The 22,123-nt window shown below is 65.3% G+C and carries 24 protein-coding genes; 14 read left to right on the top strand and 10 right to left on the bottom strand.

Annotated elements, in window-relative coordinates; all coding sequences use genetic code 11:
• Positions 1-19: 19 nt before the first annotated feature.
• Positions 20-475 carry a flavodoxin gene (locus tag ACMGGG_RS02570; RefSeq protein ID WP_054893519.1) on the bottom strand — a complete coding sequence of 152 codons (456 nt, stop codon included), beginning with the start codon at positions 473-475 and terminating at the stop codon, positions 20-22.
• Positions 476-567: 92 nt separating this feature from the next.
• On the opposite strand from ACMGGG_RS02570, the gene ACMGGG_RS02565 reads away from it, so the two are divergent.
• On the top strand, positions 568-999 hold the full coding sequence (locus ACMGGG_RS02565) for a PAS domain S-box protein (protein WP_063543075.1): 432 nt from the start codon (positions 568-570) through the stop codon (positions 997-999).
• 73 nt (positions 1,000-1,072) lie between these two features.
• Entirely contained in the window at positions 1,073-1,690 is a 618-nt protein-coding gene (locus tag ACMGGG_RS02560; RefSeq protein ID WP_063543073.1) for a hypothetical protein, read from the top strand.
• Here the strand turns inward: ACMGGG_RS02560 and ACMGGG_RS02555 are convergent.
• Entirely contained in the window at positions 1,675-2,616 is a 942-nt protein-coding gene (locus ACMGGG_RS02555; protein WP_063543071.1) for a MerR family transcriptional regulator, read from the bottom strand. The two genes, ACMGGG_RS02560 and ACMGGG_RS02555, sit on opposite strands and share 16 nt — an antisense overlap.
• Before the next feature lie 214 nt (positions 2,617-2,830).
• Here ACMGGG_RS02555 and ACMGGG_RS02550 point away from each other — a divergent pair, with 214 nt between their 5' ends.
• From ACMGGG_RS02550 to chrA, 5 genes are all read left to right on the top strand, one after another.
• Positions 2,831-3,403 (top strand): antibiotic biosynthesis monooxygenase, encoded by a 573-nt coding sequence (locus ACMGGG_RS02550; protein WP_414154816.1) that lies wholly within the window; start codon positions 2,831-2,833, stop codon positions 3,401-3,403.
• Between the two features lie 74 nt (positions 3,404-3,477).
• Complete coding sequence (gene folM / locus ACMGGG_RS02545; protein WP_414154815.1) at positions 3,478-4,170, top strand: dihydromonapterin reductase; 693 nt, start codon at positions 3,478-3,480, stop codon at positions 4,168-4,170.
• Between the two features lie 10 nt (positions 4,171-4,180).
• Positions 4,181-4,477 (top strand): DUF1244 domain-containing protein, encoded by a 297-nt coding sequence (locus ACMGGG_RS02540; RefSeq protein ID WP_063543065.1) that lies wholly within the window; start codon positions 4,181-4,183, stop codon positions 4,475-4,477.
• Positions 4,470-4,811: a HopJ type III effector protein gene (locus ACMGGG_RS02535; protein WP_063543063.1), complete on the top strand. Its 342-nt coding sequence runs from the start codon at positions 4,470-4,472 to the stop codon at positions 4,809-4,811. Before ACMGGG_RS02540 ends, ACMGGG_RS02535 begins: the two co-directional genes overlap by 8 nt.
• 182 nt (positions 4,812-4,993) lie before the next feature.
• A complete protein-coding gene (gene chrA / locus ACMGGG_RS02530; RefSeq protein ID WP_414154814.1) occupies positions 4,994-6,310 on the top strand; it encodes a chromate efflux transporter in 1,317 nt (438 codons plus the stop codon).
• A 6-nt stretch (positions 6,311-6,316) separates the two neighbouring features.
• Here chrA and ACMGGG_RS02525 read toward each other — a convergent pair whose 3' ends face one another.
• From ACMGGG_RS02525 to ACMGGG_RS02510, 4 genes are all read right to left on the bottom strand, one after another.
• The gene (locus ACMGGG_RS02525) at positions 6,317-7,225 is read right to left on the bottom strand and encodes an alpha/beta fold hydrolase (protein WP_112897450.1); all 909 of its coding nucleotides are present in this window, start codon (positions 7,223-7,225) and stop codon (positions 6,317-6,319) included.
• A 90-nt stretch (positions 7,226-7,315) separates the two neighbouring features.
• The gene (locus ACMGGG_RS02520) at positions 7,316-8,002 is read right to left on the bottom strand and encodes a hypothetical protein (RefSeq protein WP_054893529.1); all 687 of its coding nucleotides are present in this window, start codon (positions 8,000-8,002) and stop codon (positions 7,316-7,318) included.
• Positions 8,003-8,168: 166 nt separating this feature from the next.
• On the bottom strand, positions 8,169-9,380 hold the full coding sequence (gene fabV, locus ACMGGG_RS02515) for an enoyl-ACP reductase FabV (RefSeq protein WP_063543055.1): 1,212 nt from the start codon (positions 9,378-9,380) through the stop codon (positions 8,169-8,171).
• 277 nt (positions 9,381-9,657) lie between these two features.
• Complete coding sequence (locus ACMGGG_RS02510) at positions 9,658-10,527, bottom strand: LysR substrate-binding domain-containing protein (protein ID WP_112897447.1); 870 nt, start codon at positions 10,525-10,527, stop codon at positions 9,658-9,660.
• Between the two features lie 135 nt (positions 10,528-10,662).
• Between ACMGGG_RS02510 and ACMGGG_RS02505 the strand changes: the two genes are divergently transcribed.
• The 5 genes from ACMGGG_RS02505 to ACMGGG_RS02485 all read left to right on the top strand — a co-directional run bounded on the left by ACMGGG_RS02505 (position 10,663) and on the right by ACMGGG_RS02485 (position 16,216).
• A complete protein-coding gene (locus ACMGGG_RS02505; protein ID WP_112897444.1) occupies positions 10,663-11,718 on the top strand; it encodes an agmatine/peptidylarginine deiminase in 1,056 nt (351 codons plus the stop codon).
• Entirely contained in the window at positions 11,715-12,611 is an 897-nt protein-coding gene (gene aguB, locus ACMGGG_RS02500; RefSeq protein WP_112897442.1) for an N-carbamoylputrescine amidase, read from the top strand. Before ACMGGG_RS02505 ends, aguB begins: the two co-directional genes overlap by 4 nt.
• A gap of 3 nt (positions 12,612-12,614) precedes the next feature.
• Positions 12,615-13,709, top strand: coding sequence for an extracellular solute-binding protein (locus ACMGGG_RS02495; protein WP_414154813.1), 1,095 nt, complete (start codon positions 12,615-12,617; stop codon positions 13,707-13,709).
• A gap of 3 nt (positions 13,710-13,712) precedes the next feature.
• A complete protein-coding gene (locus ACMGGG_RS02490) occupies positions 13,713-14,831 on the top strand; it encodes an agmatine/peptidylarginine deiminase (protein WP_112897438.1) in 1,119 nt (372 codons plus the stop codon).
• A gap of 206 nt (positions 14,832-15,037) precedes the next feature.
• Positions 15,038-16,216 (top strand): acetyl-CoA C-acetyltransferase, encoded by a 1,179-nt coding sequence (locus tag ACMGGG_RS02485; RefSeq protein WP_112897436.1) that lies wholly within the window; start codon positions 15,038-15,040, stop codon positions 16,214-16,216.
• Positions 16,217-16,267: 51 nt separating this feature from the next.
• On the opposite strand, the gene ACMGGG_RS02480 is transcribed toward ACMGGG_RS02485, so the two are convergent.
• A complete protein-coding gene (locus ACMGGG_RS02480; RefSeq protein WP_414154812.1) occupies positions 16,268-16,987 on the bottom strand; it encodes an SDR family oxidoreductase in 720 nt (239 codons plus the stop codon).
• A 330-nt stretch (positions 16,988-17,317) separates the two neighbouring features.
• On the opposite strand from ACMGGG_RS02480, the gene ACMGGG_RS02475 reads away from it, so the two are divergent.
• Positions 17,318-18,811, top strand: coding sequence for a methylenetetrahydrofolate reductase C-terminal domain-containing protein (locus ACMGGG_RS02475; RefSeq protein ID WP_414154811.1), 1,494 nt, complete (start codon positions 17,318-17,320; stop codon positions 18,809-18,811).
• Between the two features lie 87 nt (positions 18,812-18,898).
• Entirely contained in the window at positions 18,899-19,855 is a 957-nt protein-coding gene (locus ACMGGG_RS02470; RefSeq protein WP_414154810.1) for an arsenic resistance protein, read from the top strand.
• A gap of 15 nt (positions 19,856-19,870) precedes the next feature.
• Here ACMGGG_RS02470 and ACMGGG_RS02465 read toward each other — a convergent pair whose 3' ends face one another.
• The 3 genes from ACMGGG_RS02465 to ACMGGG_RS02455 form a co-directional block, all read right to left on the bottom strand.
• A complete protein-coding gene (locus ACMGGG_RS02465) occupies positions 19,871-20,290 on the bottom strand; it encodes an organic hydroperoxide resistance protein (RefSeq protein ID WP_054893555.1) in 420 nt (139 codons plus the stop codon).
• 81 nt (positions 20,291-20,371) lie between these two features.
• Positions 20,372-20,866, bottom strand: a complete 495-nt coding sequence (locus ACMGGG_RS02460; protein WP_063543035.1) for an EF-hand domain-containing protein — start codon at positions 20,864-20,866, stop codon at positions 20,372-20,374.
• 319 nt (positions 20,867-21,185) lie between these two features.
• Complete coding sequence (locus tag ACMGGG_RS02455) at positions 21,186-22,115, bottom strand: carbon-nitrogen hydrolase family protein (protein ID WP_063543033.1); 930 nt, start codon at positions 22,113-22,115, stop codon at positions 21,186-21,188.
• Positions 22,116-22,123 lie beyond the last annotated feature (8 nt).

Genomic DNA, 22,123 nt, shown 5'->3' with positions numbered 1-22,123 from the left:
ATCGCGCAGCCCCCGCGGCTTACGCCTTGAGCAGCTGCGCCAGCTCTGCCAGCCAGGGCTCTGCGTCCGTTTCCGGGGTCACGGTCTCGCTGGCATCCAGTCGCAGCATCGGCTGCACTTCCCGCACGCCGAGCTCGGCAAACAGCTCGCGCATCTGCTCGCCCCCGCCGCAGTAGGTGTCGCCATAGCTCGAATCGCCCAGGGCCAGCACCGCGCCCGGCAAACCGCGCCACTCGCCCGGCAGTACATCGCGAATCGTGCTGTACAGCGGCATCAGGTTGTCGGGCAGCTCACCCATCCCGGTGGTCGAGGTCACCGCCAGCAGCGCCTGCGGCGCAAAACCGCGCAGATCCTCAAGGGTGGCACGCGCCGCATGCCAGGCGTCGAACCCGGCAGCCTTGAGCAAGGATTCGGCATGACGGGCGACTTCTTCGGCGGTGCCATACACCGAGCCTGAAATAATGGCGACTTTCATCAGGAGAGGATTCCGAAACTGAGTGAAAACGTAGGATACTACCATTCAACAGTGGCAAAAGGCCGCTCCACTTGACTCCCATGGCCAGGAACATGATCAACGCGCAACTGCTACACGCCATGATCGACGCGTCGAACGACGGCATCGTGGTCGCCGAACAGGAAGGTGACGACACCATCCTGATCTACGTGAACGCAGGCTTCGAACGCCTCACCGGATACGCGCGCGACGAGATCCTCTACCAGGACTGCCGCTTCCTCCAGGGCGACGATCGCGACCAACTGGGCCGCGCCCGCATTCGCAAGGCCCTGGCCGAAGGCCGGCCGTGTCGCGAGGTACTGCGCAACTACCGCAAGGACGGCAGCGGGTTCTGGAACGAACTGTCGATCACCCCGGTGTACAACGAGGCTGATCAACGCACCTATTTCATCGGCATCCAGAAGGATGTCAGCCGTCAGGTCGAACTCGAACGCGAGCTGGCCGACGCACACACCCGACTGGCCGGGCAACCATCCGTCCAATGACCTGAACCAAACGCCCCGGGCACAGTCCATGGCAATGAAGAACCCACCGACGACGCCCGACCCGAGTCCGATCATGCAAGCAGACGCCCTCCTTACTCAGGATGAGCTGGATTTCATTCAGGACATGCAGCACACGCCCCAATTGAACCTGGCCGACCCCACCTCGAGCCTGCTGGTCAATGGCGACCGTCGTCTGCAGCAATTGCTCACCCGCCTGGTGGCCAACGAGCAGGTCACCCTGCAGGCGCAATTCAACAACCAGCAGATCAGCATTCCCCTGCAACTGGTAGAAGACGAGTTCCACGCCCTGCACCTGCAACTGGGCTCACCGGAAATCTACGAAGACGGCCCGATGCTGCGGCCCTGGCGCCTGTCGCTGGACCAGCCGGCCGCACTGGTCGACGCCCGCGGCACTCAGAGCGAGCTGTGGGTGCGCGATATCTCGTTCAAAGGGGTACTGCTGCAAGTGAACGGCCAGGCCCAGGCGCCCAGCCACTTCGAGCTGTTCTTCGCCCCACCGGGCATCGAGCCGATCGGGCTGCACGGCACGCTGCGCCGCCGCATCGGTCCGGACCTGGCGGCCTACGACCTCAGCCACAGCCCAGACGACGAAATCGACCGCCTGCGTGAGTACATTCTCCAGGCCCACCGCAAGGCGCACCCAGAGTTGCACGCTCAGGTATCGATCTGACCGGCGAGGAACTGGCGCAACCGCTGTTTCATCGACACCCCGTGGGCGCCCAGACAGCCTACCGGCCCGCCCTCTAGATTGTCCTGAGCCATTTCGGCGGTCTCGCCCGCCAGGAACAGCGGGCAGTTCACCCGCTGCGCCAGGCGTGCCAGGCGCTTGTCCAGGTCATTGGCCGGGCGATGGTTGTCGAACAGCACCAGTGCATCCGGCGCCAACCGCTCGCAGACCAACGCCAGCTCTTCGACAGGCTGCCCCGACGCCAGCACCGTGACCGCCACCTCGTCACTGCTCAGCAGCAGCCCCGCCACCAGCAACTCGAGTTCCTGGCATTCTGCCGACAACGGTGACACCAGTATCCGGCGGCTCTTGGGCTCACGTGCCAGTTGCAGGCGCAACAGCACCCGCGCGCGCAGGAACTGGTCGAGGAACAACCACTCGCTGGCCTGCCCATACCCCGCCTGGCTGGCGCGCAGGGCCTGCCATACCGGCATGAACACCTCACCGAAGACCTGCTCCAGCGCATGGCTGGCAAACACCTGCTCGAACAACCGCCCCAACTGCGCGGCATCGAACTGGCGCACGGCCTCGCGCACCTGGGCCTGCCAGCGTGAGCGGTCGCCGACCGTGCTTCCGGCCCAGGCCCCCTCCGCCGGACCCTGGCTACGCGCCAGGATACTGCCGACCTTGCTCACCGCGACGCCACGGCGCAGCCAACCCAGGATACTGTCGATGGCGTCGATGTCGGCCTGCGAATACAGACGATGGCCACTCTCGGTGCGGGTCGGCTGGATCAGCCCATAGCGGCGCTCCCAGGCACGCAGAGTCACCGGGTTGACGCCAGTCAGGCGCGACACTTCGCGGATCGGAAACAGCTCCTGATGCACCAGCCCATGTGCGATCAGGGCACTCGCTTGTGGCTCTTTCATGAGCGTGACAACTCTGTCTCGTAGATGTGTGACGGCCATTCTACGCCGGTATCGGCCAGGGGTCAGCGCAACCTTGCGGTCACAACACTGACCGGTCACGAAATATACGCGATAATCCGCGCCCGATTCTTGCATCCACGCCTGCGTCGCCCACCACCCCGGGCACAGGCCAAGGGGCCGGCTACCCGCCAGCCCCGTCGTAAGGAGATACACGATGTCTACCGCACCCGTCACCCTGATGGTGTCGCGCCGCGCCGCCCATGGACGCTACCAGGACCTGCTGGCCTGGCTCCATGAAGGCGAGCAACTGGCCACCGACTTCCCCGGCTACCTGGGCTCGGGCATCCTCGCGCCGCCCGCTGACAGCGACGCCTTCCAGATCATCTTTCGCTTCAACGACGAACGGACCCTGCACGCCTGGGAACATTCCGCCTCGCGACGCGCCTGGCTGCAGCGTGGCGATGGCCTGTTCGAGCGCCCCGAAGAGCGGCGCTTCAGCGGCATCGACGCCTGGTTCGGCACCGAAACGGTGCATAAACCGCCGCGCTGGAAGCAGGCTACCGCCATCTGGCTGGCGTTCTTCCCGGTGTCGCTGCTGTTCAACCTGTTGTTCGGCCACTGGCTGGCACCGCTGGACCTGCTGCCCCGGGTACTGCTGAGCACCCTGGTGCTGACGCCGCTGATGGTTTACCTGTTCATTCCGTTGTCCACCCGCCTGCTGGCCGGCTGGCTCAATCCCCCGGCGCGCCCGGCGTCACGGCGCCGCGAAGGGTTGCGCAGCCGCTGAGGAGCGGGCTCGCAAGCCCGCGCAGTTCGGGTATGCTGGGGCACGAACGAACAGACGAACAGACTGCCCCGAACATGAACAGCCCTATCCTCATCACCGGAGCCAGCCAGCGCGTCGGGCTGGCCCTGGCCCAGGCGCTGGCCAAGGCCGGCCATCAGGTGGTCAGCGCCAGCCGTAGCCTTCATGCGCAGGCCGCACACCCGAACATCATCCAGTTCCAGGCCGACCTCACCCGCGAGGCCGACCGCTTGGCGCTGATCGAACACCTGCAGCACAACTATGATGGCCTGCGCGCGATCATCCACAACGCCTCGCTGTGGCTGGACGACGACCTGCAGAGCCTCGACACCATGTTCCGCCTGCACGTCGAGGCGCCCTACCACCTCAACCTGGCGCTGGGCGAACACCTGGCCAAGGTCGAGAAGGCCGACATCATCCACATCTGCGACGAAACCTCCTCGCGCGGCAGCAAGAGCCATATCGGCTATGCCGCAACCAAGGCCGCGCTGCAGAACATGGTGCTGTCGTTCGCCGAAAAGTACGCGCCCAAGGTGCGCGTCAACGGTATCCTGCCGGGCCTGCTGATCCTGAAGGAAGGCGGCGACGAACAGTACCGCCGGCAGACCCTGAAAAAGGCCCTGCTGGAATTCGAGCCGGGTGCGCAGCCGCTGATCGAGGCGGTGATGTTCCTGCTGCAAAGCCAGTACAGCACCGGCAGCCAGGTGGTCATCAACGGTGGCCGCCATCTGAAGAACCGCATGACCTGAGGTAAGCCCCATGACTGAGCAACAACAGCTCGAACTCGAAGCCGCCGCGTTCCGGCGCCTGGTCGATCACCTGCAAAAGCGTACCGACGTGCAGAACATCGACCTGATGAACCTCTCCGGCTTCTGCCGCAACTGCCTGTCCAAGTGGTACAAGGCCGCCGCTGACGAGCGCCAGGTCGAGCTGAGCCTGGACGACGCCCGCGAAGCGGTGTACGGCATGCCCTACGCCGAGTGGAAAGCCCAATACCAGAAAGAAGCCAGCGCCGAGCAGCAAGCGGCGTTCGAACAAGGAAAACCCCGTGACTGACCTGAACACCCTGCGCAACAGCCTCGCCAGCGGCGAACACGTTTTTGCCGACACCCTGGGCTTCATCGCCGCCAACTACAGCTACCAGCCCCAAGCCTTCAACAACGGCGGCGTGGAAAACGCAGCCGGGCAAAACGAAGGTTCGTGCAAGACCCTGGGCCTGGCCCTGCTGGAAGGGCTGAGCGATGAGGAAGCGCTGCTGGCCTTTGGCGAACACTACCGCAGCGTGCTCGCCACCCCCGAGGGCAGCGACCATGGCAACATTCGCGCGCTGATCAAGCACGGCCTGGCTGGCGTGCAGTTCGCAGGGCAGCCGCTGACCCGCAACGCCTGAAGCAAGGCTGCTCACGAAGCGGCCGCCGGAGTCGGCGAGCGTTCGCTCGACTGATTTTCGCCCGCTTCACGACGCCAGGGCCGCTCCGGCAGCTAGACGATGCCGGCGCGGCCTTGTACTGCAAAGCAGCGCCCAGCATGATTTCGCCGACCGCCCTTTTGTTGCCCGAAGGACTTGCCCGAATGCCTCCAGCGCCTAGCATCCCCTTCCGTCAGGCCATGCTGTTCTGGCTCAAGCTCGGTTTCATCGGATTCGGCGGCCCGGCCGGGCAGATCGCCCTGATGCACCGGGAAATCGTCGAACGCCGCCGCTGGCTCAGCGAGTCGCGGTTTCTCCACGCCCTGAACTACTGCATGCTGCTGCCAGGCCCCGAGGCCCAGCAACTGGCCACCTACCTTGGCTGGCTGATGCACCGCACCTGGGGCGGGATCCTTGCCGGGACACTGTTCATCCTGCCTTCGCTGTTCATTCTGATCGGCCTGTCCTGGGTCTATATCACCCAGGGGCAGCAACCTCTGGTCGTCGGCCTGTTCTATGGCCTCAAGCCCGCGATCACCGCCATTGTCGTGCAGGCGACCTGGCGCATCGGCTCCCGGGTGCTGCACAACGCGGCATTGTGGGGCATCGCGCTGGCAGCCTTCGTCGCCCTGTTCGGGCTGGGCCTGCCGTTTCCGCTGATCGTGCTGGGCGCGGGGCTGGTCGGCTATCTCGGCGGACGCTGGCGGCCGCAGCTGTTTCAGACCACTCGTGCCAACACTGAAACCCCCAACGACGAAGCCCCACTGGCCCAGCCAGCCCATACCCGCCTGCACTGGCCGCGCCTGTTCGGGCTGCTGGCCTGCGGTGCAGCGCTGTGGTGCCTGCCGATGGCCGCACTGACGCTGCTGTTCGGCTGGCAAGGCAGCTTCACTCAAATGGCATGGTTCTTCACCAAGGCAGCACTGCTCACCTTCGGCGGAGCCTACGCGGTGCTGCCCTACGTGTATCAGGGGGCTGTCGATCATTACGGCTGGCTGACGCCCACACAGATGATCGACGGCCTGGCATTAGGCGAAAGCACACCCGGCCCGCTGATCATGCTGGTGGCGTTCGTCGGCTTCGTCGGCGGCTACGTGCAGGCACAGTTCGGTGCCGACCATGCATTCCTGGCTGGAGCCCTGGCGGCATGCCTGGTCACCTGGTTCACCTTCCTGCCCTCGTTCCTGTTCATCCTGATCGGTGCCCCCCTGGTGGAGCGCACACGCAGGCAATTGCACTTCACTGCGCCGCTGACGGCGATCAGCGCCGCCGTGGTGGGGGTGATCCTGAACCTCGCGCTGTTCTTCGCCTATCACGTGTTCTGGCCGCATGGGTTCGCTGCCGGGATCGACGGGCTGGCGCTGGGGATCGCGCTGCTAGCGGCGGTGGGGCTACTGGTGTTGCGCAGGAGTATGCTGGAAGTGCTGATTGCCTGCGCCCTGGCAGGTCTGCTGGCGGTGTTGTACGGGCATGTGATCTGAGCCCGATCAGCTAAGGCGTTGCCCCGGCATCCCCTCCGACAGCACACCATCACGCAACCACTCCAGCGCTATCGGCCACAGGCTCGCCCGAAAGCGATCATGGAAAAACGCAAAATGCCCGACCTCCTGCTCGCCGATATCAACAGGCGATATGCGCAGATGGCGAGGTTGGGCATGGTCCAGATAGCCCAGCAACCGCTCCGTCGCCGCCACGGTGCCGAAGGGATCGTCGCTCAGGCTCACCGCCAGGGCCGCAGCCTGAACCTGGGCGAAGGGCCGCGCCTGCAGCAGCCGTCCACTGGGCCGATGTTCATAGCGCGGTGCCGGCGTGCTCCAGTCACGCACCACCCCGGCCGGGGTGTCTTCCATCCAACCCAGGCGCTTGCCGGGGAAATAGCCTAGCAGCCGGGTCAGCAATGGCATCACCACATGCCACTTGCCCACCATCCGCCAGCGCCCTTCGGCCGCATAGTCACGCCAGTAGGCAAACTGTGCCCCGACCATCACCAGCCGCCGCACCTGCCCGGCCGAGGGCGCCAGGCCGGTTGCCCAGCCACCGAAGCTGTGCCCCACCACATTCACCGGCTGCCCGGGGAATTCGCTGGCAGCGCGCTGCAGGATGGCCTCGAAGTCCAGGCAGCCCCAGTCGCTCCAAGACGCCTGGAAACCGCGCAACGATGCCGGGCGAGACTCGCCGATACCACGGTAGTCGTAGCTCAGCACATCAAAGCCGTGGGCGAACAGGTAGTCGGCAAAGCGGGCGTAGTAGCGGCAGCGCACCGAGGTGGCCGCGTTGATGATCACCAGCGGGCGCTGGGGGTCGGGTTCGGCGTGGCGCCACTGGAAACCGCCGAGGCTGTAGCCGTCGGCGGCTTCATGGCGAAAGGCAGTCGCAGGTTGGGGCAGGCTGCTCATGGTGGGCTCCCTGCGCCGTCGCGCCGGGAGGCGGGCGGCGTTTTTTGTCATCCGCCCACGCTAGCAAATTTTTCGCTGGCTGTACCGGCCTCAGGTGGTCGGCAACGCCCGCGCCACTCCAGGCTTGCGCAGCACCTCCAGCCGCGAACCTTCATAACGCGTTTCGCGGAACAGCTTCCAGCGCCCGAACAGGCCATACACATGCATCACCCGCCCCTGCTCGTGATAGCCCATGCGCAGGTGCAGCTTCATGGCCGGCACGTTGTGCGTCTCCACCACATCCACCACCTTGCGGCAGCCCTTGGCATGCATGGCGTTCCACAGCTCGACCTGAGCGGTGACCGACAACTCGCTGCCAAAGTAGCGCCGGGTCATCTCGCCGCCGAACTCGAAGAACTCGCCAGGCTTCACCGGAAAGGTGCAGCCGTAATAGTGCTTGTCGTGGTAGTCGACCACGCTCGCCCAGATGAAGGCTACCGCGTCACCGTGCTCGTCCAGGTACATGTGCCCGGTATGGCCATCAGCGGCCAGTTCGCGCATGGTTTCCACGCGATCGCCGAAATAGCGCGCAAAGGCGTCGGCATTGGCGGTGGTGATTTCCACCAGGGTGACCGGCGGATGTTCCTTGAGTTTGTGAGGCGGAACGGGAGTGACCAGGTCGCGTTCCATCCACAGCAATTCCCAGTGGAAGAATACGTAGCGTTCGACCAGGGTCTTGAAAGTACGCTTGAGACCCTTCTGGCGGATCCGTTCTTGTAGTTTTTGCAATGCGCGCATGCTGCCTCCCCGGCCCAGGCGAGATTGCCGGACCAATAGCTGCTGTATAGATCAGGGAGAAAGCGGCCATAGCAAAGGGCCAGCTGAGGATTTGTTGCAGAATGTTAACAAGCCCACGGAGGGAACCGCGCAACCGGGACAAACGGCTGCGCGGTCAAGGGCTTGCTTACAGCTCGACGCAGTCGAACCGTACGTCGGTGGCCACGTCTTCGTCGTAGTTGACGTCAGCGCGCTCGAAACCGAACAGGTTGAGGAACTGCTTCTTGTAACCGGCGTAGTCGGTCAGTTCGAACAGGTTCTCGGTGGTGACCTTGGGCCACATGGCCTTGCAGGCGTCCTGCACGTCGTCGCGCAGTTCCCAGTCATCCAGACGCAGGCGAGCCTTTTCGTCCACTTCGGCCGGAGCACCATCGGCGCGGTACATGCGGTCGCGGAACATGCGGTCCAGCTGGTCCTGGGTGCCTTCGTGAACGCCTTTCTCCTGCATGATCTTGAAGACCATCGACAGGTACAGCGGCATCACCGGAATGGCCGAGCTGGCCTGGGTGACCACCGACTTGAGCACGGCGACGTTGGCGCCGCCCTTCACTTCACCGGCCAGCTTCTTGTCCAGGCGCAGGGCGGTTTCGTCCAGGTCCTGCTTGGCCTGGCCCAGGGCGCCGTGCCAGTAGATCGGCCAGGTGATTTCGGTGCCGATGTAGCTGAAGGCCACGGTGCGCGCGCCTTCGGCGAGCACGTCGGCGCCGGCCAGGGCGTCGATCCACAGCTGCCAGTCCTGGCCACCCATGACGGTGACGGTGTCGGCGATTTCCTGCTCGGTGGCCGGCTCGATGCTGGCCTCGATGATGGTGTCCTTGTTGGTGTCGATGGCGGTCGACTTGTACGGCTGGCCGATCGGCTTGAGCGCCGAGCGGATCAGCTCGCCGGTCTGCGGCAGCTTGCGTACGGGCGAGGCCAGGGAGTAGATGACCAGGTCGACCTTGCCACCCATCTCGTTCTTGATCAGCTCGATCACCTTGGCGCGGGCTTCGTCGGAGAAGGCGTCACCGTTGATCGACTTGCTGTACAGACCCTCGGCCTTGGCGAACTTGTCGAAGGCGGCGGCGTTGTACCAGCCTGCAGTGCCGGCCTTGGTCTCGGTGCCCGGCTTCTCGAAGAACACGCCCAGAGTGTCGGCCTTGAAGCCGAAGGCGGCGGTGATGCGTGCTGCCAGGCCGTAGCCGCTGGAGGCGCCGATCACCAGGACTTTCTTCGGACCATCCTCGCGCACGCCCAGCTTGCGGGTGGCTTCGATCTGGTCACGGACGTTGAGCTCGCAGCCCTTCGGGTGAGTCGTGGTGCAGATGAAACCGCGTACCTTGGGATGAATGATGGCCAATGTCTGTACCTCGTCAGGTTTATGCTGGGGAAACGCCGCAGGGGCGATTCCGATTGATCAGAGGGTGAGACTACCCCCGCAAGTCATCCGACACATATTACGGGGTCAAGGGCCCGAGCAAAACCCGAATCCGAAAGCGACTCGCTCCCTGTAGGAGCGACCTTGTGTCGCGATCGGGCGCGAAGCGGCCGTAAACCAGGCGGCCGAGGTATTCCTCACAGATCGCGGAGCCTGGTTTTACGGCCGCTTCGCGCCCGATCGCGGCACAAGGCCGCTCCTACACAGGGACGGGTGGGGCCAGGGGCTCCAAGGCTGCGCGCAACCACGCCAGAAACTGCCGCGCCAGCGGATCGTCCTGGCTATCGCGGTGCACCAGGCAGCTCCACGCCGGGCCGCGCACGCGCTGCGCCGACAACGCTTGCAAGCGCCCTTCGTCGACCAGCCGCTGGGCCAGTAACTGGCTGACCAACGCAATCCCCAGCCCCTCTCCCGCCGCATCCAGCAGCAGCCCCGGATCGGAAAAATTCAGCCCCTTGCCCTGCTGCCCCACCGCTTCGCCGCCCTCCAGTTGCCAGTGGCTCCAGTCCATTTCCCGTTCGCCATGCAAGGTGGTGCGCCCGGTCTCGGGCAAGGCGGGATGACAGGCGGGGTACAGACGGTCCTGATGCAATACGCTGAAACTGCACTCGGCCTGCGGGCCAAGGTCGTCGCGGATCGCCAGGTCGATGGTCTGGCTGCTCATGTCCGGCGCATCGAAACTGGTGAACAGCCACAGGTCTACCTCCGGGCAGCGCGCATGGAAGTCGGCCAGGCGCGGCAACAGCCAGTGCCGGGCGAAGGCCGGAGTGGTGTTGACCACCAGTTGGTTGGGCTTGCGGTACTGGTCCAGCCGGCGGATGCCTACAGCCAGTTGTTGCAGCATGACCTGCGCGGTGCTGAGCAGGTCATGGCCCGCATCGGTGAGGCTGACACTGCGCCCGGTCCGGTGGAACAGCGGTTGCTCCAGGTAGCTTTCCAGGCTGCGGATCTGCTGGCTGATCGCCGACTGGGTAAGGTTCAGGGCTTCGGCGGCCTTGTGAAAACTGCCCAGGCGGGCAGCGGCTTCAAAGCCTCGCAGGGCATTCAGGGGCGGCCAGTGCTTGAGCATGATCGATAAGCCTTTCTAATCAGAAGTACGCTAAATCTATCGTTAGTCCACGCCGCTTCATAGCCATATCATGGACACCAACACCCGCGACGGCGGGCTTCGTTGATAAAAATCACTAATACATTGGAGCTAACCATGGACCTGTCCATCGCCAGCGGCTGGCGCATGCCCGCCGAATGGGCCCGCCACGCCGCCACCTGGATGATCTGGCCGCACAACCAAGGCTTGTGGGAGGCCGGTTGGCGCGTGACCTTGGCCGACGTACAGCGTGACTACGCCCGGGTCGCCAGCGCCATCGCCCGTTTCGAGCCGGTGAAGATGATCGTCGCGCCGTCCGCCATGGCCAGCGCCCGCGCCCTGTGCGGCGCCGGTATCGAGCTGATCGAACTGGCCGTGGACGACAGCTGGTGCCGCGACAGCGGGCCGACCTTCATCACTCACCCGCAACACGGCCTGGCCGGCCTGAGCTGGCGCTTCAACGCCTGGGGTGGCAAGTCCGAGCACGGCCTGGACCGCAGCCTCGGTCGGCGCATCCTCGACCACCTGGGCCTGGAAGGCTTCAGCACGCCGCTGTGCAACGAAGGCGGCGCCATTCACGTGGACGGCGAAGGCACCCTGATCACCACCGAGTCGGTGCTGCTCAACCCCAACCGCAACCCCGGCCTGAGCAAGGCTGACTTCGAGGAGTGCTTCGCCCGCCTGCTGGGCATCCGCAAGACCATCTGGCTACCAGGCGACCCGCATTACGTCACCGGTGACATGACCGATGGCCACGTCGACGGCGTCTGCGCCTTCGCCCGGCCCGGCGTGCTGCTGGTCGATGCCACCCACGAACAGGGCTCGGTCTACGCCGACGTCGCCCGGGAAAACCGTCGCGCCCTGGAACTGGCCAGCGATGCCCAGGGTCGGCGCTTCGAGCTGCTCGACCTGTTCGAGGCCAGCGCCGCAGTGGATAAAGACGCCGAAGTGTTCTGCGCCTCCTACACCAACTTCTACCTGGCCAACGGCGCAGTGATCATGCCTGCCTATGGCATCGACGCCGACCAGGCCGCCGCTCGTCAGTTGGCCCAGGCCTTCCCCGACCGCGAGATCGTGCCGGTGCGTATCGACCACATCGCCCACGGGGGCGGTGGCATTCACTGCATCACCCAGCAACAGCCGGCCTGGCCTGTAGCGGAGGACCGCCCATGAGCCTGCTGCGCATCGCCACCACGCAGATGAGCTGCGACTGGAACCTTGCCGCCAACCTCGACCGCGCCGAGCAACTGGTGCGCCAGGCCGCCGCCCAGGGCGCGCAGGTGATCCTGCTGCAGGAGCTGTTCGCCACGCCGTACTTCTGCATCGAGCAGTGCCACAGCCACCAGGCGCTGGCCCAGGACTACCACGACAGCCCGCTGCTGCGCCGCTTCGCCGCGCTGGCCAAAGAGTTGGGCGTAGTGCTGCCGCTGAGCTGGTACGAGCGCGCCGGCAACGCCTTCTTCAATTCGCTGACCGTGGCCGACGCCGACGGCCGCCTGCTCGGGGTCTACCGCAAGACCCACATCCCCAACGCCATCGGTTACCAGGAAAAGGAATATTTCAGCCCCGGCGACACCGGTTTCAAGGTCTGGGACACCGCCTTCGGCCGCCTGGGCATCGGCATCTGCTGGGACCAGTGGTTCCCCGAAACCGCGCGTTGCCTGGCGCTGCTGGGCGCCGAGGTGCTGTTGTTCCCGACCGCCATCGGCTCGGAGCCGGGCGCCGCCGAACTGGACTCACGCGACCACTGGCAGATGGCGATGCGCGGCCATGCCGCAGCCAACCTGCTGCCGGTGGTGGCCGCCAACCGAATTGGCCAGGAAGTGGCACGCAGTGACGAGCAACTGTCGATGCGCTTCTACGGCTCCTCGTTCATCTGCGACCACAAGGGCGCGATGCTCGCCGAAGCCGATCGCGACAGCAGTGGCGTGTGGCTGCACGACCTGGACCTGGCACGCATGCGCGAAGACCGCCTGAGCTGGGGCATCTACCGCGACCGCCGTCCCGAAATGTACGCACCGTTGATGACCCTCGACGGCCGCACCTTACAACCGACGAGGGCCTGAGCCATGCCACGCCGTCCATCACAACTGTTCGCCGCCCTCGCCCTGGCCTGCTGCGCCTCCGTCGCCCAGGCGCAGCAGGAAGCCCTACGCCTGTACAACTGGGCCGACTATTTTGCCGAGGACACCCTCAAGCGCTTCACCGCCGAAACCGGCATCCCGGTGATCTACGACGTCATGGACAGCAGCGAGGTGCTCGAGGCCAAGCTGATGTCCGGGCGCAGCGGCTACGACCTGGTATTTCCCGGCGATACCGTGGCCGAGCGCCTGATGCGCGCCGGCAGCCTGCAACCGCTCGACCGCCAGCAACTGACCGCGCTGGACGACATCGACCCCGGCCTGCGCGCCCTGCACGCGCGCTACCCCAAGGCCAGCCAGGCGACGGTGCCCTATACCTGGGGCACCATCGGCCTGACCTTCAACGCGGCGAAGATCCGCGAGCGCATGCCCGACGCCCCGCTGGACAGCCTCGACCTGCTGTTCAAACCAGAGCTGGCGGTCAAGTTCGCCGACTGCGGTATCTCGATGATCGATTCACCCGACGAAGTGCTCGCCGTGGTGCTCCATTACCTGGGCCGAGAGCCGCGCAGTGCCAAGCGCGAAGACCTGGCCGCCGCCAGCGAGCTGCTGAAAGGCATCCGCCCCTACGTGCGCAAGCTGCAGTCGCAGCCGGTGACCGAGCTGGTCAACGAGAACACCTGTCTGTCGCTGGGCTACAGCGGCGACGTGATCCAGGCCCAGCGCACCGCCGAGGCCGCAGGCAAGGCCATCGACTTCCAATACCGCGTGCCGCGCGAAGGCACCACGGTGTGGATGGACACCATGGCGATCCCCGCCGATGCACGCCATCCGGAGTATGCCTATCGTTTCATCAACTTCGTCATGCGTCCGGAAAACATGGCTGCGATCAGCACTTTCACCGGCTACCCCACGGCAAGCGCCAAGGCCCGCCTGCGGGTGGACGCGCGCATGCGCGACAACCCCGACATCTACCTCGATGCCGCCACCTATGCCCGGCTGATTCCGGGCAAGGATATTCCCCAGGCCGACATGCGTGCGCGCATGCGTGTCTGGACCCGTTTCAAGACTGCCCAGGACTGACCCATGCCGACCCGCCGTACCTTTCTCCAGCACCTGTCGATCGCCGCCGGCCTCGGCGCCGTCGCAAGCATCGGCCTGCCATTGGGCCGCACCCGCGCCAGCGAGGCGGGCCGCTGGTTCATGCCCGACGAGGGCGAGCCGCAGCAGCGCGCCTACCTGGCTTTCGGCGCCCAGGACGCGATCTGGGAAGACTTCACCGAAGACGTGCAGGCTGCGTTGGGCCGCATCGCCCGGGCCATTGCGCTCTACCAGCCGGTGACGGTGTTCTGCCGCGCCAGCGAGCGTGACATTGCCCAAGAGCACTGCGGCAGCCACAACGTCACCTATGTCGAAACCGAGCTGGACGACATCTGGATGCGCGACATCGGCGCCACCTTCGTGGTCGACGACGATGGCGAGCTGGGCGCGGTGGATTTCAATTTCAACGGCTGGGGCGGCAAGCAACAGCACCGCTACGACGCGAAGCTGGCCAGGCAGGTGGCCACGCGGGCGAACGCGGCCTACCAGCGCAGCGAGCTGGTTGGCGAAGGCGGTGGTATCGAGGTCGATGGCCATGGCACCGGGATCATGACCGAGAGCAGCTGGATCAACGCCAACCGCAACCCCGGCTGGAACAAGGCCGAGGTCGAGCAGGAACTCAAGGCGCGCCTGGGCCTGCGCAAGATCATCTGGCTGCCGGGCATCAAGGGCAAGGACATCACCGACGCGCATGTGGACTTCTATGCGCGCTTCGTGCGCCCCGGCGTGGTGCTGGCCAACCTCGATACCGACCCCGATTCGTATGACCACGCCGTGACGCTGCGGCATCTGGAGATACTCAAGCAAGCCACCGATGCCGAGGGTCGGGCGTTGCAGGTGCACACCGTGTCGCCGCCGCTGAATCCACGCAAGAACGCGTTCAACAGGGGCAACCCGGATTTCGCGGCGGGGTATATCAATTATTTCGTGATCAACGGCGCGGTCATCGCTCCGCAGTTCGGTGATCGCGAGGCCGATGAAAAGGCCCGGGCGTTGTTGGCCGAGTTGTATCCGGATCGGGACGTGGTGCAGTTGGATATCGATGCCATCGCGGCAGGGGGTGGCGGCATCCATTGTGTGACCAGCCATTGTCCAGCGGTGTGAGTACCGGCCCTATCGCGGGGCAAGCCCGCTCCCACAAGGACGTCGCTGCACCCGAATACATCGGGGGCTTTAGGAGCGGGCTTGCGGGCCGGCACAGACACCCTATTCATTTGCAAACCCGATCAATCACAAAGAAAAACAAACTTCTCAAATGAGCCCCGGGCAGTGATGCTGTCGCGATCCACTTCGCCTTCCGGAGAACAACAATGAACGAAGTCGCCATCGTCGCCGCCACCCGCACTGCCATCGGCAGTTTCCAGGGCACCCTGGCCAATGTCTCGGCCATCGACCTCGGCGCTGCGGTGATCAAGCGCCTGCTGGAGCAGACTGGCCTCGACCCTGCGCAAGTCGACGAGGTGATCCTCGGCCAGGTGCTGACCGCAGGCGCCGGCCAGAATCCCGCCCGCCAGGCTGCGGTCAAGGCCGGCCTGCCCCACGCAGTACCGGCGCTGACCCTGAACAAGGTCTGTGGCTCGGGCCTCAAGGCCCTGCATCTGGCGGCCCAGGCGATCCGCTGCGGCGACGCCGAGGTGGTGATCGCCGGCGGCCAGGAGAGCATGAGCCTGGCGCCCTACGTGCTGCCATCGGCCCGCACCGGCCAGCGCATGGGCCACGGCCAACTGGTCGATACCATGATCACCGACGGCCTGTGGGACGCCTTCAACGACTACCACATGGGCATCACCGCCGAGAACCTGGCGGACAAGTACGCCATCACCCGCGAACAGCAGGATGCCTTTGCCGCCGAGTCCCAGCGCAAGGCGGTGGCCGCTATCGAAGGCGGTCGGTTCAAGGATGAGATCACCCCGATTCACATCCCGCAGAAAAAAGGCGAGGCGCTGGTGTTCGACACCGACGAGCAACCTCGCCCGGGCACCAGCACCGAATCGCTGGGCAAGCTGCGCGCCGCCTTCAAGAAAGACGGCAGCGTCACCGCTGGCAATGCCTCGAGCCTCAACGACGGCGCCGCTGCCGTGCTGCTGATGAGCGTCGACAAGGCCAAGGCCCTGGGCCTGCCGGTGCTGGCCAAGATCACCGGCTACGCCAGTGCCGGTGTGGATCCGGCAATCATGGGCATCGGCCCGGTCTCGGCGACCCAGCGCTGCCTGCAGAAGGCTGGCTGGCAGCTGGCCGACCTGGACCTGATCGAGGCCAACGAGGCCTTCGCTGCACAGGCCCTGGCTGTGGGCAAGGAGCTGGCGTGGGATGCGGCAAAGGTCAACGTCAACGGCGGCGCCATCGCCCTTGGCCACCCGATCGGCGCCTCGGGTTGCCGGGTGCTGGTGACCCTGCTGCACGAGATGATCAAGCGCGATGCGAAGAAGGGCCTGGCGACGCTGTGCATCGGTGGCGGCCAAGGTGTCGCGTTGACGATCGAGCGATGAGTCGGTGGTGAGTCCTGCGCAGGCGAGCCCGCGAAGCACTCACCGCTAATCTCAGAATCTGTCATCCAGAATCGCCGGCAAGCTCAGTTCCCTGACAAAGCTGGCCGGCGACAGTGACAGGACCATCCTGACCACCTGCACCACATCGTGCACCGGTATCAGTGCCCCTTCACCACGCTGTGCAGCGTCTGCAACCGGCACCTCCAGGCCATCCTCGGTATTGAGATAGCCGAGGTTCAGGCAGGTCACCCCAAGACGCCGATCGCGGTAGCCCTCACGCAGAGCGTCGGCGATGCCTTGCAGGGCGAATTTGCTGGCACCGAACGTCACCTCCGGACGCCCGCTGCGCGGCAGGCCCGAAGTCGAGCCCGTCAGCAGGATGCGTGGGTGCTGGCTTTGCAGCAACAGGGGCAGCAGATGTTTGATCAGCAGGATGGTCGCCGTGATGTTGCAACCGATCATGGTTTCAATCTGGGCATCCTGGTCGTCGAGAAAATCGTAGGCGGGGTCGAAGGCCAGGGGCTCCCAGATGCCCAGGTTGTAGATCAGCGTGTCGACGCCTTGGTCAGCCACCGCCTCGGTGATGGTGGCGACGGCGGCTGCGGGGTGAGCGAGGTCGGCTTCGATCCAGCGGGTGTCGATACCAGCGACGGCGGGGACATGCGGGGGGATGGCGCAGGCGACGCCGATCAGGGTGTCACCGGGGTTGCCCAGGCCTTGCATCAAAGCCTTGCCCAGCCCTTTGCTGGCGCCGATTACCAGGGTCTTCATCAATAACTCCATTTATCGAGGTTTGGGGAAAGAGGCCGGGACAGCGGTGACCTTTTCGCGGGCAAGCCCGCTCCCACAGGTACTCCACAGTCTTCAGGGCCGCGGGGCCTGTAGGAGCGGGCTTGCCCGCGAAAAGGCCCCCGCCAAAACCAGATTCGCTCCACAGAGCGCAGCATCCAAGCAGCCCACCAGCTCGATGACAAAGCCCGGCTTGTATCCAGATGTAAACCGCGCCGCGTGTCTGTTTCAGATCAATGCCGTACGCTTGCAGACAACCCACTGCGCCCCAATCCAGCCACACTGCCATCCTGCCCGCACCCGGTACCCACCATGAGCCTGCTCAGACAAGCCCTGAACGACCAATCCTTCGTCTGCATCATGGAGTTCGTCCCCAAGCCTTCTGCCCAGCGCTTCGCGGCGCTGGAGAGCATCATGGCGCGTGCGCAGTTGTGTGGTTGGCCACTGGCGGTGTCCATCGCCGACCGGGTCGGCAGTGCGCTCGACATGTCGCCGCTCGACGCCTGCCGCAGCTTCGATACACCGGTCCCGACCCTGCTGCATTTCTCCGGCAAGGACCGCGAGCGCCAGGACCTGCTCGCCCAGTTGCCGCGCATGGACGCCGCTGGCCTGGACCAGCTCCTGTTGCTGACCGGCGACCGCCTGCCCGGCCACATGCCGGGCCAGCGTCCGGTGCGTTACCTCGAATCCGTCGCAGCCCTGCAGATCGTGCGCCAGGCGCGCCCCGACTGGCTACTCGGTGCAGCACTGAACCCGTTCAAATACCGCGAGGAAGAAGGCGGCGCGCAGTACTTCAAGGCCGAAAAGAAGCTCGCCGCCGGCGTCGACTTCTTCATCCTGCAACTGGGCTTCGACTTCCAGAAATACCGCGAGGCCATGCACTGGATGCAGCGCCAGCCCACGCCTCGGCCCCTGCTCGCCTGCATCATGGGGCTGACCGATGGCCGCGCCGGGATGCTCGAGCATGTGGCGGGTGTCACCGTCAGCCCCGCGATGCGCGCGCTGCTCGCCGCCGAGGCAGCGGTGTCCAAGGCCCACGCCCGGCAGCGCGCCACCGAGCGCCTGGCCCTGCAGATCATCGGCCTGCGCCTGCTGGGTTACGCCGGGATCAACCTCTCCGGCGTGCACGAACTCGAACAGTTTCTCGAACTGGAACAAGCCCTGGAAGACTGGCTGCCACGCATCAACAGCCTCGAGCAATGGCGCAGCGCCTGGGACGCCGCCTGGCAGATGCCCGACGTGGCACCGGTCACTTTCCACCCGCCCGGGTATCACTGGCAGCAAGGCCAGCGCCAGGTCCAGGCGTCGTTTACGGAAAAGGCTCGCTACCATTTGCTGTCGGCCATGCACCACCAACTGTTCAGCCGCGAAACGCTGTTGAGCCAGGCATTCGGCTGGAGCGTGCGCCGCGCGCTGTGGTCGACACCGGCAGCGGCGCGGGTGCTGCACGGCGTGGAGCGCAGCCTCAAGCGGCCGCTGGTCGGTTGCGACACCTGCGGGCAATGCCGGCTCGAAGACACCTTGTACATCTGCCCGGAAACCTGCCCCAAGGGCCTGGCCAACGGGCCCTGCGGCGGCACGCAACTGAACCGCTGCGAGTTCGGCGACCGCGAATGCATCCACAGCCGCAAATACCGCACGGCGGTGTCGGTCGGGCAGACGCACGTGCTCAGCGACAAGCTGATCCCCTGCGTCGAGGTCAGTGGGCGCCAGCAAAGCTCCTGGCCGCGCTGGTTCGCCGAGCCCACCCCAGTGCAACCCGCAGCGCGTGCCAAGCGCCCACAACCCGAGATCGCGGACCTGTAGGCGCGACCCGGCAAGCCCTGGCACAGGGGGCCCGACAGCCTCTATCCTGAGCGGCCATCGCCCCATACTCGCCCACAGGACCGCCGCGTGACCCGAGAGCAACTTGAAACCCAGCAGATCCCCCTCTACTTCGCTGCCGTGGTCCTGGCCATCGCCGCAGGCCTGCTCGCCCCCGACACCGCCAGCCACCTGCAAGCGCTGGTGACCCCGGCGATTGCCGTGCTGATGTACGCGATGTTCCTGCAGATCCCCTTTCTCGACCTGCGTCAGGGGCTGGGCAACCGCCGCTTCATGGGCGCGCTGTTGCTTGCCAACTTCGTGCTGGTACCGATGCTGGTGTGGGCGGCCACGCGCGGACTGGTCGAGCATCCGGCGATCCTGATCGGTGCACTGCTGGTGCTGCTCACGCCCTGCATCGACTATGTGGTGGTGTTCACCCACATCGGCAAAGGCGACTCGCGCCTGATCCTCGCCGCCACGCCAGTGCTGTTGCTGGTGCAACTGGCGCTGCTGCCGCTGTACCTGGCCCTGATGCTCGGCACGCACAACCCGGTGGCACTGTCCATCGAGCCGTTCGTGGAGGCGTTCGTGCTGCTGATCGCGGTGCCGATGCTGCTGGCCGTGCTCACCAGCGCCGGCGCGCGCCGCTCGCAGGCCATCGCCCACTGGAACGACGCCTGGGCGTGGATGCCGGTGCCGGCCATGGCCCTGGTGCTGATTGCCGTGATCGGCTCGCAGATCGCCGTGGTGCTGGGCGACTTCCAGCGCCTGTTGCCGGTAATTCCGGTGTATGTCGGGTTCGCGCTGCTGGCACCGCTGCTGGGGCTGCTCTCGGCGCGGCTGTTCCGACTGCAGGCGCGCGAAGCACGAGCGGTGACGTTCAGCGCCGCGACCCGCAATTCGCTGGTGGTACTGCCGCTGGCGCTGGCCTTGCCGGAAGACTTGCGGGTGCTGGCGGCAGCGGCGGTGATTACCCAGACACTGGTAGAGCTGGTGAGCGAATTGATCTACGTGCGGGTGGTGCCGGCAGTGGTACGAACCTGACGGGCGCCGCTCACCTCACACAATCACGAAACCCACTTCGATATTGCCCCGCGTCGCTTTGGAGTACGGGCAGATCTGGTGCGCCTCGGCCACCATCTTCTGCTTGTCCTCCTGGGCAAGCCCGGGCAAGTGCACCGTCAACTGAGCGGCCAGTGCAAAGCCGCCATCGGCGGTATTGCCCAGCGACACATCAGCCTCCACCGCCACGCCCTCGGGCAGGCGGATGTCGAACTTCTGCCCCGCACGACGCAATGCGCCGATGAAGCAGGCCGACCAGCCGATGGCAAACAATTGCTCGGGGTTAGTGCCTGGACGTCCGGAGCCGGGCGGGCTCAGCGGCAGGTCCAGCGCACCATCACTGGAGCGACCGCGGCCGTCGCGGCCGCCGCTGGTGTGAGTACGGGCGGTGTAGAGCGTGGTTGTCAGAGGGGTAATCACGGTGCATCTCCTTCTTGCCGATCAGGACGTTGCGCACGGCCCTCCCCGACCAAGGGTGCGGGAAGGGCGCGATGGCCGTTACTGCTTGGCCTGGCTCAGGCGGCTGTACAGGTCGGATGGGAACGGCTTGCCGTTGGCGTCGAACTGATGCTTGCGGAACTGATACGTCTCCGCCTCGGACAGGTAGCCATCGTGGTTGGCATCGATCGCATCGAATTCGGCGTTGGCCTTCGGCGCCACGGCCAGCAGCTCGGCACGCGAAACGCGGCCATCGTGGTCGGTGTCGGTGCGGGCGAAGGAGGCATCGCCGCACTTGCCTTCACCACACTTGCCCTCGGCTCCAGTGACTTTAGCCTGGCCACCGCACTTGCCTTCGGCCTGGGTGGCCTTGCCCTGGGCGCCACACTTGCCTTCCCCGCACTTGCCTTCCGGGGCCTTCTCGTTGGCCGCGAGCTGGTAGCCCTGCGGCAGTGCTTCAACAGCGAAAGCGGAACTGGTGACGTTGATACCGCCTGCCAGGGCGATGGCGAACAGGCCGATGCGAGCCTTGGTGGAAATCGGGGTATGGGACATGGCATTTCTCCGGATGTCAGTGCGGTCGTTCCGCTGGGTTCATTGCCCCTAGGGCGAGAGAGCCGATGAACCGGGCGCCTGGCCCCGTTCGTTCGGGTGGAGCCATTTGAACGTCAGCGTGTATCGGGGGCGTATCCGGAGAGGGAGGGATTTGTATGCAAGTACGCAGGATCAGGGATGAGATACAGGGCGATACAATCGCGGCCAATCGCGGGGCAAGCCCGCTCCCACAGATACGTGCGCTGACACTGGATCAGCGCACGTATCTGTGGGAGCGGGCTTGTCCCGCGATTGGGCCGCAAAGCGGCCCCCAACGATCTCAGCCGTCGAAACTCACCGCCCGCAACGGCGCGGTATTGACCTTCAGCTCGAACACATCCGGCCGCGCATAATGGCCCACCACATCGAAGTCGAGGTTGCCCTGGCTCAACTGGCTCATGTCCAGATCCGCGTACAACTCGGTCTCGCAATCGAACACCGGCCCCGCCAGTACCTCACCCAGCGGACTGACGATCATGCTCCCTCCGCGCATCACGTAGTCGTCGTCGGCGAAGTCCAGCCCGAACGCTTCACGATGTTGCTGCGGATACTCGCCCAGGCGAATCGCCTGGCAGGCAGAGAGCACGAACACTCGGCCTTCCAGCGCCACATGCACCATGGAACTGGCCCACGACGGTCGATCGTCGGCAGTCGGTGCGCAGTACAGTTGCACTCCTTGTGCATACATGGCCTGGCGCAGCGCCGGCATGTAGTTCTCCCAGCAGATCACGCTGCCGAGCACACCGAAGTCGGTCTGCACCGGCTCAATGGTCGAGCCATCGCCGAAGCCCCAGATCAGGCGCTCCTGCCCGGTCGGCATGAGCTTGCGGTGATAACCGGCAATGCCACGGCCCGGCGCCAGAGTGACAGCGGTGCAATACAGGGTCCGGCCATGACGCTCGATGATGCCGACCACGGCAGTCACGCCGGTCTGCTCGACGCTTTCGGCAAACGCCGCAAGCTCCGGGCCGTCGAGGGCCACCGCACCCTCGACGTAGCGTTGGTACAGCGCGCGCCCGGCAGCACTGCGATTGCCCACCACGCTGCCGAACGCCGCGCCCTTGGGATAACCGCCAATGAACGCCTCGGGGAACACCGCAAGTTGTGCGCCCTGCTCCGCCACCCGCCGCAGGATGCCGGCGGCCTTCTCGACACTGGCCATTGCGTCATAAGGAACGGAAGCGGCCTGGATGATTGCTACACGGGTCATGATGACTC

This window comes from Pseudomonas sp. BNK-44-b, from assembly GCF_047456245.1.
GTDB lineage: Bacteria > Pseudomonadota > Gammaproteobacteria > Pseudomonadales > Pseudomonadaceae > Aquipseudomonas > Aquipseudomonas machongensis.
Note: the sequence above shows the minus strand (reverse complement) of the source record. Positions and strands in the feature narration are given on the sequence as shown.